General features: G+C 72.2%; 11 protein-coding genes. 6 read left to right on the top strand and 5 right to left on the bottom strand.

Features of this window, described 5'->3' with window-relative positions; genetic code table 11:
* Positions 1-109 precede the first annotated feature (109 nt).
* Positions 110-1,387, top strand: coding sequence for a hypothetical protein (locus ACFVTF_RS12845; protein WP_387812854.1), 1,278 nt, complete (start codon positions 110-112; stop codon positions 1,385-1,387).
* Between the two features lie 87 nt (positions 1,388-1,474).
* Here ACFVTF_RS12845 and ACFVTF_RS12840 read toward each other — a convergent pair whose 3' ends face one another.
* The gene (locus ACFVTF_RS12840) at positions 1,475-3,493 is read right to left on the bottom strand and encodes a transglycosylase domain-containing protein (protein ID WP_387812852.1); all 2,019 of its coding nucleotides are present in this window, start codon (positions 3,491-3,493) and stop codon (positions 1,475-1,477) included.
* 275 nt (positions 3,494-3,768) lie between these two features.
* On the opposite strand from ACFVTF_RS12840, the gene ACFVTF_RS12835 reads away from it, so the two are divergent.
* Positions 3,769-5,880 (top strand): phosphocholine-specific phospholipase C, encoded by a 2,112-nt coding sequence (locus ACFVTF_RS12835; RefSeq protein WP_371521507.1) that lies wholly within the window; start codon positions 3,769-3,771, stop codon positions 5,878-5,880.
* Between the two features lie 129 nt (positions 5,881-6,009).
* Here ACFVTF_RS12835 and ACFVTF_RS12830 read toward each other — a convergent pair whose 3' ends face one another.
* The gene (locus ACFVTF_RS12830; protein WP_387812848.1) at positions 6,010-6,999 is read right to left on the bottom strand and encodes an NAD-dependent epimerase/dehydratase family protein; all 990 of its coding nucleotides are present in this window, start codon (positions 6,997-6,999) and stop codon (positions 6,010-6,012) included.
* Positions 7,000-7,247: 248 nt separating this feature from the next.
* Here ACFVTF_RS12830 and ACFVTF_RS12825 point away from each other — a divergent pair, with 248 nt between their 5' ends.
* Together ACFVTF_RS12825 and ACFVTF_RS12820 are read left to right on the top strand one after the other, a co-directional pair.
* Positions 7,248-8,270, top strand: a complete 1,023-nt coding sequence (locus tag ACFVTF_RS12825) for a cytochrome c oxidase assembly protein (RefSeq protein WP_387812844.1) — start codon at positions 7,248-7,250, stop codon at positions 8,268-8,270.
* An 85-nt stretch (positions 8,271-8,355) separates the two neighbouring features.
* Positions 8,356-8,988 carry a YdcF family protein gene (locus ACFVTF_RS12820; protein WP_371521501.1) on the top strand — a complete coding sequence of 211 codons (633 nt, stop codon included), beginning with the start codon at positions 8,356-8,358 and terminating at the stop codon, positions 8,986-8,988.
* 97 nt (positions 8,989-9,085) lie between these two features.
* Here ACFVTF_RS12820 and ACFVTF_RS12815 read toward each other — a convergent pair whose 3' ends face one another.
* The 3 genes from ACFVTF_RS12815 to ACFVTF_RS12805 all read right to left on the bottom strand — a co-directional run bounded on the left by ACFVTF_RS12815 (position 9,086) and on the right by ACFVTF_RS12805 (position 12,371).
* Positions 9,086-11,308 (bottom strand): NADP-dependent isocitrate dehydrogenase, encoded by a 2,223-nt coding sequence (locus tag ACFVTF_RS12815; RefSeq protein ID WP_387812841.1) that lies wholly within the window; start codon positions 11,306-11,308, stop codon positions 9,086-9,088.
* 166 nt (positions 11,309-11,474) lie between these two features.
* Positions 11,475-11,831, bottom strand: a complete 357-nt coding sequence (locus ACFVTF_RS12810; RefSeq protein WP_387812838.1) for a DUF4180 domain-containing protein — start codon at positions 11,829-11,831, stop codon at positions 11,475-11,477.
* 105 nt (positions 11,832-11,936) lie between these two features.
* Positions 11,937-12,371: a helix-turn-helix domain-containing protein gene (locus ACFVTF_RS12805; RefSeq protein ID WP_371521497.1), complete on the bottom strand. Its 435-nt coding sequence runs from the start codon at positions 12,369-12,371 to the stop codon at positions 11,937-11,939.
* Between the two features lie 236 nt (positions 12,372-12,607).
* On the opposite strand from ACFVTF_RS12805, the gene ACFVTF_RS12800 reads away from it, so the two are divergent.
* Positions 12,608-12,913, top strand: coding sequence for an SAV_915 family protein (locus ACFVTF_RS12800; RefSeq protein ID WP_371521495.1), 306 nt, complete (start codon positions 12,608-12,610; stop codon positions 12,911-12,913).
* On the top strand, positions 12,910-13,236 hold the full coding sequence (locus ACFVTF_RS12795) for a hypothetical protein (RefSeq protein ID WP_371521493.1): 327 nt from the start codon (positions 12,910-12,912) through the stop codon (positions 13,234-13,236). Before ACFVTF_RS12800 ends, ACFVTF_RS12795 begins: the two co-directional genes overlap by 4 nt.
* Positions 13,237-13,343 lie beyond the last annotated feature (107 nt).

The raw sequence follows: 13,343 nt of genomic DNA, 5'->3' as shown, positions 1-13,343 counted from the left end.
CCTTCCGTGCAAGCCTCGACACATTGTCGATCAAGGTGTTCTGATGTTCGCACCATACGTATGACTATCCGACCAATACCTGACGGTGGGTCGGAGAAGCGGAGGAACGGTGCGTCCTGCCCGTGGCGTGGCTGTCCTGCTGGCAACGGGGGTCGTCGTGGCCCTCGGCCTGGGCACGGGAGGCCCCGACTCGAAGGGCAGACCGGCCACCGCCGACGCCGCCCCGGACAGCACACCCGACCCGAGCGGCACACCCTCCGACAGCCCCAGCAGCCCCGCCGCCACCCCGACCCCCAGCGCCACGCCGACCTGGGACGGCCAGGTCAAGGTGCTCGGCGACGGCTCCACCTCCGACACCGGCCCGCAGCCCAAACAACCCCGGCCCGAGAAGCTGAAGCCCGGCGAGAAGCCTCCGCAGTTCGTGGTGTTCTCGTGGGACGGCGCGCTGGAGGGCGACGACGAGCAGTTCTCGCGCTTCCGCAAGCTGGGCACGGAGAACAACGCCCAGATGACGTTCTTCCTCAGCGGCATCTACACCCTGCCCAAGTCCAAACGCACGCTCTACCACCCGCCGCAGCACGACGCCGGCGCCTCCGCCATCGACTTCGCCACCGACGCCCACATCAAGGACACCCTGGAGCAACTGCGCCTGGCCTGGCAGGACGGGAACGAGATCGGCACCCACTTCAACGGGCACTTCTGCGACTCCAAGGGCGGCGGTGACGACTGGAGCACCGAGGAGTGGAAGAGCGAGCTCGACCAGGCGATCTCCTTCGTCACCAACTGGAAGACCAACACCGGCTTCAAGAACCTCCCGCCGCTGCCCTTCGACTACACCAAGGAGGCGGTCGGCGGCCGCGCCCCCTGCCTACAGGGCCAGAAGAACCTGCTCCCGGCCGAGAAGGCGGCCGGCTTCCGGTACGACGCCAGCTCACCGGGCGAGTTCCAGGTCTGGCCCGGCAAGAAGGACGGCATCTGGAACTTCCCGCTCCAACTGCTGCCCTACCCGGGCAAATCGACCCAGGTCCTCTCGATGGACTACAACTTCCTCGCCAACCAGTCCGTGGACACCACCAAGGGCGATCCGAAGAAGTACGACGCGTGGGAGAAGGAGACCCGGAACGGCTACCTCAACGGCTTCGAACGGGTCTACAACGGCAGCCGGGCGCCGCTCTTCATCGGGAACCACTTCGAGAACTGGAACGGCGGCATCTACATGCAGGCCATCGAGGACGTGATGAAGAGCGTCTGCACCCGGGAGGGCGTCCGCTGCGTGTCCTTCCGCCAGGTCGCCGACTGGCTGGACGCCCAGGACCCCAAGGTGCTCGACCAGTTGCGCGCGCTGGACCCGGGGCAGCCGGCCGACTGGTCCCGCCTGGTCAAGTGACCGGGCCCGGGCGGCCGCGGGGCCGTGACACCACGCCCCGCGGCCGCCCGGTCCTACCGGTCCTACCGGTCCTACCGGCCCCAGGCCCTACCGTCCTCCCGGGCCACCGGCCGCCTTCATGTACGAGGTCCAGATCTGGGTGGGCAACGCGGAGTCCGGGGTGTCCGGGGCGGCGCCGCCCAGCCCCTCCAGCGAGAGCAGCTTCATGTCCTTCAGGTCCGCCCGGAACACCGTGACGGCCGTGGACATCCGCGCGTCGTAGCCGACGAACCACCCCGCCGTACGGTCCGGGGTCGTCCCCGGCTTCCCCGCCAGGTCCGGCCCGGCCTCCGCCACCGCCTTGGCGCTCCCGGTGCGGACCGCGCTCTTCAGCGCCGCGTCCACCTCCCCCGCGACCTGCGGGGCCAGCGCCTGCACGGCGGTCGGCAGGCGCAGCCCGAGCGGCTCGCCGTTCCGGGTGATCCTCAGGACGGAGTACGGCTCCGTGTGGCTGCCTCCCGCGGCGAAGGCGGCGTAGGCGTCGGCGGTCCTGATCGCGCTCGGTGTGGAGTTCCCGACGCCGAAGGCCGGCACCAACTCCCCCATGCTGCCCGGGAGCAGGCCCAGGTCGGCGGCGGTCTTCTGCACCCGGTCCAGGCCGACGTCCATGGCGAGCTGCATCATCGGCCCGTTGACGGACTGCTCCACCGCGCTCCTCAGGGTGACCTTCCCCCAGCTCCGCTTGCCGTCGTTGGCGGTCTTCGCTATCCGCCCGTTGCGCCCCCAGTACGGCCCCTCCGGGGTCATCACGTTCACGCCGTCGTCGCCGTCGTAGGTGGTGGTGGGCGTCACCGGGGTGCGGCTGCCGCCCCGCTGGCGCTGCACGCCCTCGCTCAGGCCCGAGGCGTAGACCAGCGGGGTGAAGGCCGAACCGACCGGCACCGTCGAGGTGTTGGCGTTGTCGAAGCCCTGCTTCAGGTAGTCGGTTCCGCCGTAGAGCGCGACGATCCTCCCGTCCGGTGCCACCGAGGCGGCGCCGACCTTCAGTAACCGGTCGGCCTCGCGGCTGTCCGGGTCGATCCCCTTGGTGGCGTCCCGCACCGCGGCGGCCAGCGCGGTGACCTTCGGCTTCTCGAAGGTGGTGAAGATCTGGTGGCCGCCGAGGTCGAACTGGGCCTGCGTGATGTCGCTGTGGCCCTCCACGTACGTCCTGGCCATGTCCACCAGGTACCCGACCTGCCCGCTCAGGCCCGCCGCCTTCGGCTGGGCCCTGGGTTCGGGGAACACCGTGTACCCGGCGCGCTCGGCGGCGGAGAGCTTGCCGACCTTCACCATCCGGTCCAGGATCCAGGACCACCGCTCCTCGGCCCGCCGGTGGTTGTTCGCGCTGATCCCCGGATCGAACTGCCCGGCCCCCTTCAACAACGCGGCGAGGAGCGCCCCTTCGCTCGGGTTGAGCTGCGAGACGTCCTTTCCGTAGTACGCCGCCGCGGCCCGTTCGATGCCGTAGCTGCCGCGCCCGAACCAACTGGTGTTCAGATAGCCGGCCAGGATGTCCTGTTTGCTCATCCGCCGGTCCAGCTTGATCGCGATGACGATCTCGCTGAGCTTGCGCGAGAAGTCCTGACGCTGGTTCAGGTAGTTGTTCTTGACGTACTGCTGGGTGATGGTCGAGCCGCCCTGGGTCTCACCGCCCGTGGCCATCTGGTAGACCGCGCGGCCGATGCCCGTGAAGGAGATCCCCGGGTCCGAGTAGAAGGTCTCGTTCTCGGCGGCCAGGACGGCCCACTGCACCGACTCCGGCACCTGGTCGAGCGGCACCTCCTGCCGGTTGGTCTCACCGATCCGCGCCATCTCGGTGCCGTCCGCCCAGAAGTACACGTTGTTCTGCTGGGTGGCGAAGGCGTTCAGGTCCTCCGGGACCTTGGTGGTGACGTAGAACCAGGTCAGCCACCCCGTCAGCACCGCCGACCCGGCCCCCGCCACCAGGAGCAGCTGCCGCCAGGACGGGAGCCAGCGGCGGACTCCGCGCCGGCCTCTGCGCGGGTAGTCGATCCACCGCCGCCCTTCGGGCTTCTCCCCTCCGGGCTTCTCCTTCTCCGCCCCGCCACCTTGGTCAGCACGCACAGTCCGGTCTCCGATTCGCTCGTGGGCACAGACCCCCGAACTCAGACGCGGTGGGGGTCGGACCACGGCACAACGGAATTGATGTGATCACGGTCATACCGCGCGGACCGGCGGTCGATGGAGACCCGCCGCCGATGGGTCACGAGAAGTTGGCTAGACAGGAATTGGCTGAAAACTCATGCGGCGTTCGCTGGGGGACCTCGTACGGCCTGGCTGCGGCCCCTATGTTCGAACCTTCTTGGCACCCCCCGTACCCCGAGAAGGAAGGACACCACGTGGCCTCCATCGACCGGCGCCGATTCCTCCAGCTGAGCGGCGCGTCCGCAGCCGCCGCAGGCCTCGGCGCGTTCCCGCCCGCGGTCAGCAAGGCCCTGGCACTGCCCGCGATCGGCCGGACCCGCTCGATCGAGGACGTCGAACACGTCGTCGTCCTGATGCAGGAGAACCGTTCCTTCGACCACTACTTCGGCACGCTGCGCGGCGTGCGCGGGTTCGACGACCCGCGCCCCACCCTGCTGCCCGACGGTCGGCCGAACTGGCACCAGCCCGCCGCCGCCGTGAAGACCGGCCGCTACCACGACCGCGGCCTGCCCGCCTCCGAGCAGGAGGTGCTGCCCTGGTACATCGACCCCCGGAACACCACCGAGTACCAGGCCGGCACCGACCACGGCTGGAGCAGCGGCCACCTCGCCTGGAACGAGGGGCGCCACGACCAGTGGGTGAACCAGAAGCAGGACGTCATGACGATGGGCCACCTCAAGCGCCAGGACCTGGCGTACCACTTCGCCCTGGCCGACGCCTTCACCCTCTGCGACTCGTACTTCTGCTCCGTCCACGCCGACACCGCGCCCAACCGCATCTACCTGTGGACCGGCACCAGCGACCCGCGCAACGTGTACGGCCGCAAGCCCAACGGCCCCGGCCTGGAGGAGCGCAACAACACCAACGGCTACACCTGGACCACCTACCCCGAGCGCCTGGAGAAGGCCGGCGTCAGCTGGAAGCTGTACCAGGGCGGCTCCGGCGAGCCGGGCACCCCCACGGACAACTACACCGACAACTCGCTGATGTTCTTCGAGCGGTACCAGGTCGCCGAGGGCGCGTCGGGCCCCCTGGTGGACAAGGGCGCCACCGACCACACGCTGAAGGAGTTCCGCGCCGACGTCCAGCAGGGCCGGCTGCCGCAGGTCTCCTGGATCGTCCCGCCGTACAAGTACAGCGAGCACCCGTCCGCGACGCCCACCGACGGCGCGTACTACATCAACCTCGTGCTGGACGCGCTCACCTCCAACCCCGAGGTCTGGGGCAGGACGGTCTTCCTCATCAACTACGACGAGAACGACGGCCTGTTCGACCACGTCGTCCCGCCGATGCCGCCGGTCGTCAGCGGCCCGGGCGGCCAGGGCATCGTCTCCGCCGACCTGAGGGCGAGCCTGCGCGACGAACTGCTCGACCTCGGCAAGCACCCGGGCGAGATGAGCCCGCTGGTCCCCGGCGCCGACCCGGGCGGCCTCCAGCCGATCGGCCTCGGCCCGCGCGTGCCGATGCTGGTCATCTCCCCGTGGTCGCGCGGCGGCTGGGTCTGCTCGGAGACCTTCGACCACACCTCCGTCCTGCGGTTCCTGGAGGCCCGGTTCGGCATCGAGGAGCCCAACATCAGCGCCTGGCGCCGGTCGGTCTGCGGCGACCTCACCTCGGCGCTCGACTTCTCCGGCGCCGACCCGCGGCCGGTCTCGATCCCGGTGCCCGCGCCGATCGCCTCGCAGGGCAAGCCGTACCAGGTGCCGCTGCCCCAGCGGATGCCCACCCAGGAGCCCGGCGTCCGGCCGGCCCGCGCCCTCCCGTACGACCTGGTGCTCAACGAGGAGGAGACGGACACCCCCGGGCGGTTCCAGCTGGACCTGGAGAACCGGGGCGAGGCGGGCGCCTGGCTCTACGTCTACGACCGGACCGCGCCGAAGGCCGCACCCCGCCGCTACACCATCTCGGGCGGCGACACCCTCGGCGACTTCTGGCCGCACTCCGCCTCCGGCGACTACCACCTGGCCGCCCACGGCCCGAACGGGTCGGTGTACGAGTTCGAGGGCACCGCCCGGACGGAGCTGGTCGCGCTGTTCGACCCGCAGAAGTCCAAGGTGCGCGTCAAGATCACCAACAACGGGCCGGTCACCCGGACGGTGACCGTCGCCAACGCCTACGCCAAGGGCTCGCAGCAGAGCCGCAGCCTCCGGCGCGGCGCCTCGGCGCAGTTCACCTTCGACATACGCCCCGACAGCCGCTGGTACGACATCACGGTCGCCGCCACCGACGGCCCGACCTTCCGCCGCCGCTGGGCCGGCCATCTGGAGAACGGCCGCCCCGGCACCAGCGACCCCGGCCCCCGCTGACCGACGGCGCGGCCCTGACCGTCGGCCCGGCTCCCGACCGACGGCACAGCGCCTGAACCGGCCCGCCGCACCGGCGTTTCGTCCTACGCCGGTGCGGCTGGGCGTGTCCGACAACTCCGGTGGGAATCGTCAGACACTCCCGAGCCCCAGCGCCTGGCGGTACCAGGGAGCGGCGGCGGGCAGCCGGGCGAGGGGGCCGGGGCCGGGCGGGCAGGCGGCGAGGCGCCAGACGTCGTCCCCCCGGTACCAGTGGTCGCGGGCGATCAGGGAGAACTGCCGCTCGGAGACGCGGCCCGGGGTGGCGGCGAGCAGCCGCCGGCACTCGTCCCACGAGGCGCCCGGGCCGTTCGCGCCGTCCGGGCCGTCCGCGCCGGGCAGGGCGGGCAACAGGCCGAGGCCGGCCAGGGCGGCGAGCAGGTCGCCGGCCCGGACCGGGTCGGGGTGGCTCGCGTGCTGGACGCCGGGCGGGACGGCGTGGTCGTCCAGGGCGAGCGCGGTGATCAGCCGGGCCAGGTCGGTGCGGTCCACCACGGAGAGCCTGGCGTTCCCGCCCGCCCAGGGCACCGGCACCCGGCGGACCAGTTCGGCCAGCGCGGGCACCACCCAGCGGTCGCCCGTCCCGGTCACCAGGCCGGGCCGCAGCACGACGGCGCCGGCCGCCAGCGCGACGCGTTCGCCGAGCAGCCTGGTCCGGCTGGCCTCGGAGACCGGGGCGGCCGGCACCTCGTCGACCGCTATGCCGGAGTGCGGCCCCTCGCCGTACACCGCCGTCGTCGACAGGTGGACGATCCGGCGCACCCCGGCCCGGGCCGCGGCGGCCGTCACCGCCTCGGTGCCGCGCACGTTCACCGCCGCGCACTCCTCGGCGCCGCCGGAGACCCGGGAGGCCAGGTGGAGCAGGACGTCGGCACCCTCGCAGAGCGCGCTCAGCGCCGCCCCGTCGGCGAGGTCGCCCGGCACCCAGGCGGCCGGGCCGCGCCCGTCCGGCACTTCGCGGGCCAGCGCGCGCACCCGCGCGCCGCGGGCGGTCAGGGCGGCCAGCACCGCGGCGCCTATGAAGCCGGTCGCCCCGGTCAGCGCGACCGTGGTGCGCTCCGGTTGCCGCCGTCCCGCCGCCATGCCGCACCCCTCGCCGTCCCGCCGTCCCGGCGTGTCCCGTGTCGCCGTCCCGGCGTGTCGCCGCCGACCGGCCGGTCAGTCTATCCAGCCGCCACCCGCCCGGCGGCCACCCGTACGGAGGGGGCGGGGCACGGCCCGAGGTAAGGCCCACCTAGGCTGTAGCCCAAGCAAAACGGGCGAACCGGACCCCCTCCAGGGGCCACGAGGACGGAAAGCAGGGCCCCCCGATGGGCGACGGAATGTCAGGCATGCACCACCACGGCGGGATGACCCAGCTAGGCCCGTTCACCTTGTCCAACGTCTGGACCTGGTCCCCCGACTGGGTGTTCCTGCTGGGCGGCCTGGTCGCCCTGGCGCTGTACACGGCGGGCGTGGTCCGGCTCCACCGGCGCGGCGACCGCTGGCCGATCGGCCGGATGTTCGGCTGGGCGGCCGGTGTCGGCAGCCTGGTCCTGGTCACCTGCACCGGGCTGAACGACTACGGCATGGTGCTGTTCAGCGCGCACATGATCCAGCACATGGTGCTGTCCATGCTGACGCCGATCCTGCTGCTGCTGGGCGCCCCGATCACGCTGGCGCTGCGCGCGCTGCGGCCGGCCGGCAAGGGCCGCCCGCGCGGGCCGCGCGAGCTGCTGGTGGCGCTGCTGCACAGCCGGTACGTCCGGGTGATCTCGCACCCGGCCTTCACCATCCCGATGTTCATCGCGAGCCTGTACGGGGTCTACTTCACCCCGTTGTTCGACTTCCTGATGCAGTACCGCGCCGGGCACATCTTCATGATGGTGCACTTCCTCCTCACCGGTCTGGCCTTCTTCTGGCCGATCATGGGCGTGGACCCGGGCCCGCACCGCCCCGGCCACGTGATGCGGATCATCGAGCTGTTCATGGGCATGCCGTTCCACGCCTTCTTCGGCGTGGCCGTGATGATGGCCAGCCACCCGCTGGTCACCACCTTCACCGTGGAGGGCGCGCCACCGGGCACCGACCTCCTGGAGGACCAGAAGCTGGCCGGCGGCATCACCTGGGCGTTCGGCGAGATCCCGACCGCGATCGTGCTGATCGCGCTGGTGTACCAGTGGATGCGCTCCGAACAGCGGCAGGCCCGCCGCTCCGACCGCGCCGAGGAGCGCAGCGGCGACGCCGAGCTGGAGGCGTACAACGCCTATCTGGCCTCGCTGCACAAGCGCGGCCCGCGCCCGGCGGCCCCCGCCTCCCCGGCCTCCCCCGCCGCCGCTGTCACCCCCGTCACCCCCGCGGCCGACGCCGGCTGAGCCCGCCGCCGCCTGCACCACGGAACCCCCGTCCCCTGGAAACCGCCCAGTGGAACGGGGGTTCCGCCGTATACGTTCGGACGGTATGCACGCTCTGCTGATCGTCGCCGTCCTGCTCGGCGGGTACGTCCTGCTCTGGCTGCTCGGCTTCCTCGGCTGCGCGCTGCGGCAGGGGCGCCGCCCGGCCCCCGTCGGGGCGGACTACCTGGTGGTCCTCGGCGCCGCCCTGGACGGCTGCGAGCCCGCCCCGCCGCTGGCGGCCCGGCTGGACGCCGCGCTGGAACGTTTCGCCGCCGAGGAGGCCGCCGGGCACGCGCCGCTGCTCCTGGTCACCGGTGGGAAGGGCCCGCACGAGGAGTGCACCGAGGCCGCCGCGATGGCCCGCTACCTGACCGCCCGGGGCGTCCCGGCCGACCGGATCCGGCGCGAGGAACGGGCCGTGAACACCGTCGAGAACCTGCGTTTCAGCGCGGCGCTGATGGCCGCCGAACGGCCCGGCTACCGGTGCACGGTCGTCACCAGCGGCTTCCACACCGCCCGCACCGCACTCGCCGCCCGCCGGGCCGGCGCCCCCGGCCGGGTGGTCGGCGCGGACGGACTGCTCGCCCACGGCCCGTACGCACTGCTGCGGGAGGCGGTCGGCACGGCACTCGCGTACCCGCGCGCCAACGCCGCCGCCCTCCTGCTCCTCGCGGGCACCGGGGCCCTTCTCGGCTAGGGCGTGTCCGGGCGATCGCGCCGGGCCCCGAACGCGGGGAGGCTCCCGGGTCCGGTACCGGACCCGGGAGCCTCCCGGTGCTACGACTCCCCTGGAATCAGGCGAGGTTGGCGAGCGCCTCGTTGAAGGTCTTCGACGGGCGCATCACCGCCGCGGCCTTGGCCGGGTCCGGCTGGTAGTAGCCGCCGAGGTCGACCGGCGAGCCCTGCACGGCGTTCAGCTCGTCGACGATGGTCGTCTCCTGCTCGCCGAGCGCCTTGGCCAGGCCCTCGAACGCCTGGGCCAGCTCGGCGTCGGCGGTCTGCTGGGCCAGCTCCTGGGCCCAGTACAGGGCCAGGTAGAAGTGGCTGCCGCGGTTGTCGATGCCGCCGAGGCGGCGGCTCGGCGACTTGTCCTCGTTGAGGAAGGTGCCGGTGGCGCGGTCCAGGGTGTCGGCCAGCACCTGGGCGCGGGCGTTGTCGGTGCTGGTGGCCAGGTGCTCGAAGCTGGCGGCCAGGGCGAAGAACTCGCCGAGGCTGTCCCAGCGCAGGTAGTTCTCCTTGACCAGCTGCTGGACGTGCTTCGGGGCGGAGCCGCCGGCGCCGGTCTCGAACAGGCCGCCGCCCGCCATCAGCGGGACGACCGACAGCATCTTGGCGCTGGTGCCCAGCTCCAGGATCGGGAACAGGTCGGTCAGGTAGTCGCGCAGCACGTTGCCGGTCACCGAGATGGTGTTCTCGCCGCGGCGGATGCGCTCCAGCGAGAACGTGGTGGCCTCGACCGGGGACTTGATCTCGATCTGCAGGCCGGTGGTGTCGTGCTCCGGCAGGTACTTCTTGACCTTCTCGATCAGGACGGCGTCGTGGGCGCGGTTCTCGTCCAGCCAGAACACCGCCGGGTCGCCGGTGGCGCGGGCGCGGGTGACGGCCAGCTTGACCCAGTCCTGGATCGGCAGGTCCTTGGTCTGGCAGGCGCGGAAGATGTCGCCCGGCTGGACGGCCTGCTCCAGCACCACGTTGCCCTCGGCGTCGACGAGGCGGACGGTGCCGGCCGCGGCGATCTCGAAGGTCTTGTCGTGGCTGCCGTACTCCTCGGCCTTCTGGGCCATCAGACCGACGTTCGGCACGGAGCCGATGGTGGCCGGGTCCAGGGCGCCGTGGGCGCGGCAGTCGTCGATGACGGCCTGGTACACGCCGGAGTAGCTGCTGTCGGGCAGCACGGCGAGGGTGTCGGCCTCCTGGCCGTCCGGGCCCCACATGTGGCCGGAGGTGCGGATCATGGCCGGCATCGAGGCGTCGACGATGACGTCGCTCGGGACGTGCAGGTTGGTGATGCCCTTGTCCGAGTCGACCATCGCCAGGGCCGGGCCCTCGGCGAGCTCGGCCTCGAACGAGGCCTTGATCTCCGCGCCCAGGTGCGGCACGCCGTCCAGGCCGTTGAGGATGCCGCCGAGGCCGTTGTTCGGGTCCAGACCGGCGGCGACCAGCACCTCGCCGTACTTGGCGAAGGTCTTCGGGAAGAAGGCGCGGACGACGTGGCCGAAGATGATCGGGTCGGAGACCTTCATCATGGTGGCCTTGAGGTGGACCGAGAACAGCACGCCCTCGGCCTTGGCGCGCTCGACCTGGGCGGTCAGGAACTCGCGCAGGGCGGCGACGCGCATCACCGAGGCGTCGACGACCTCGCCGGCCAGCACCGGGACGCGCTCGCGCAGCACGGTGGCGCTGCCGTCCTCGGCGACCAGCTCGATGCGCAGCGCACCGTCGGCGGCGATCACGGCGGACTTCTCGGTGGAGCGGAAGTCGTTCTGGCCCATGGTGGCGACGTTGGTCTCGGAGTCGGCCGACCAGGCGCCCATACGGTGCGGGTGGGTCTTGGCGTAGTTCTTCACCGAGCCCGGGGCGCGGCGGTCCGAGTTGCCCTCGCGCAGGACGGGGTTGACGGCACTGCCCTTGACCTTGTCGTAACGGGCGCGGACGTCCTTGTCCTCGTCGGTCTGCGGGTCGTCCGGGTAGTCCGGGAGCGCGTAGCCCTGGGCCTGCAGCTCGGCGACGGCCGCCTTCAGCTGCGGGATGGACGCCGAGATGTTCGGCAGCTTGATGATGTTGGCGCCCGGGGTCTTGGCGAGGTCGCCCAGCTCGGCGAGGGCGTCCTCGATCCGCTGGCCCTCGGCGAGACGCTCCGGGAAGCTCGCGATGATCCGCCCGGCCAGGGAGATGTCGCGGGTCTCCACGCGCACACCCGCCGTCGAGGCGTATGCCTGGACAACCGGCAGGAACGAGTAGGTCGCCAGGGCCGGAGCCTCGTCGGTGTGCGTATAGATGATGGTCGAGTCAGTCATCGGTACTCCGCTTCACGTCTCCAACGTCTTGACGTCAAGATATCTCGTCACGGCCCCCTAGCTCCACCTCGCCCCCGCCCCGGAGCGCGCGCCGGGCACCCCGGGGGCGCGCCGACGGTCAGCTCCACCGTGGTCCCGGGGCGGGTGCGGGGCAAGCGGAGAACGCTCAGACCTCGGTGAACCGGGCCGCCAGCTCCGTCTCGTCGGCGAGGAACCAGAGCTGCCGGCCGCGGTTGCTCTCCCGGACGAAGTCGCGCAGCGGGTCGCTCGCCGCGACGTGGTCGGCGATGTCGCCGAGGACCACGAGGCCGACGCGGTAGTTGACGAATTTCTGCACGATGCCGCCGGCGACCCGGGTGCGCAGCGTGAAGAAGTCCGGGTGCAGCCGGGCGACGGGGACGACCACCCAGGAGGCGCCGCGGCCGAACGCGTCGCCGATCACGTCCATGGCGTCCTGCTCCTCGCGGATCGGCGCGCCCTCCGCGGGCAGCCGCAGGACCGTCGTGCCGTACTGCTCGGGCATTGCCGTTCTCCCTGGTCGATGAGGATCCTCTATGGATCCGCCGTGGATCCGATGCGGATCCCGATGCGGATTCGGTGTGACCGACGCCATCCGACGCGGCCGGCGTCAGTGCATGGACGAGGTCATCGTGTGGACGATGCCGAGCAGCGCGGCGGTGTCGGCCGGATCGCCGAGGACGACGAGCCGCAGGGTCTCCCGCTCCTCGTCGTGGACGCTCTCGACGTGCAGCGGCCGGCCGCCCTCGCGCGGGCCGGCGATCGCGGCCATGACGGCGGTGGACAGCCGGTCGGCGGCGGCCCGGTCGACGTTCTCGATCCGGACGACGGCGGACACCTCGGCCCGCCGCGCGCCGGCGCCGGCAGCGGGCGCGGGCGGGGCGGCCGGGGCGCCGGTGAAGGCCTCCAGGTCCGCACGGGCGATCCGGTACTGCTTGCCGATCCTGGCCGCGGCGAGCCGGCCGTCGCGGATGTAGCCGCGGACGGTGCGCACGTGCAGGCCGAGCAGTTCGGCCACCTGTTCCACCGAGTAGTACTGCGCCACCTGCGACCATCCTCTCGAACGTCCCCATCCGCAGGAAACATACCATCCGATAGGGATGTTTACGTAATGATAGGGAGTGGTTTAGTCCACTCGGGTGAACCGACCGTCAGGGGTGCGTCAACGCACCCACCCATTCGGTCAACGCCGCGTCAGGACCGGCGACGCCCGGCGGAACCCGGCCTAGCGTCGAAGCAGCAGTTCCGGCAGGCACCACCACCCCACCCGGGAGCACTCGCATGGCCCGCCTCGTCTGGCACGTTCCGGTCACCGTCTCCGGTACCGGCACCACCACCGCCCTCCGCCTCTTCCGCCTGCGCGACGGCCGCCGCTGCGCCGTCGGCTTCTCCAGCCCCGAGTCGCTCGCCGCCCTCTTCGGGCCGGGCCAGGCCTTCACCGAACTCGGTGAACCCGCCCTGCGCGCGCTCACCGCCCCGCTCGGCATCGACACCCTCGTCCTCGACCCGCGCCTGGTCGCCCCGCCCGTCACCGCCCCCGCCGCCCCGCTCGCCCCCACCCCGACCGCACAGCTCCAGCACCGGTGACCGCCCTCCAGCTGGTCCCCGAGGACCCGGACCCCGAACCGGAACCACCTGAGCCGGCCCGGGCACTGCACGCCCTCGCCCGGGTCAGCTACGGGCCGGTCCCGCTCGACTTCGACCGGCTGGCGGCCGAGCACCCGGCCGTCCAGGGCGGGCTCTCCCTCGCCGGCGACGCCGACCTGGAGCTCCGCCTCGCCTGCACCGGCCCCGAGGAACTGCGGGCGGTCGCCACCGCCCTCCACCGCGCCGGGGCCGCCAAGGTCCGGATCGACCTGGTGCTGCGCGCCCTCACCCCCCGACCCGTCACCCTCCGCCCGGTCCCCTGAGCCCTGTCCTGTCCGCCTCCCCGCGCCCCGGTCGGGGGGGGCCGCGGCCGCGCCCCCGCGCCGCCCCCCCGCCACCCGGGGCACGACGCGCCCCCCCCGCCCGCCGG

This window comes from Kitasatospora sp. NPDC057940, from assembly GCF_042887425.1.
Lineage (GTDB): Bacteria > Actinomycetota > Actinomycetes > Streptomycetales > Streptomycetaceae > Kitasatospora.
This window is presented reverse-complemented; position numbering and strand designations above follow the sequence as displayed.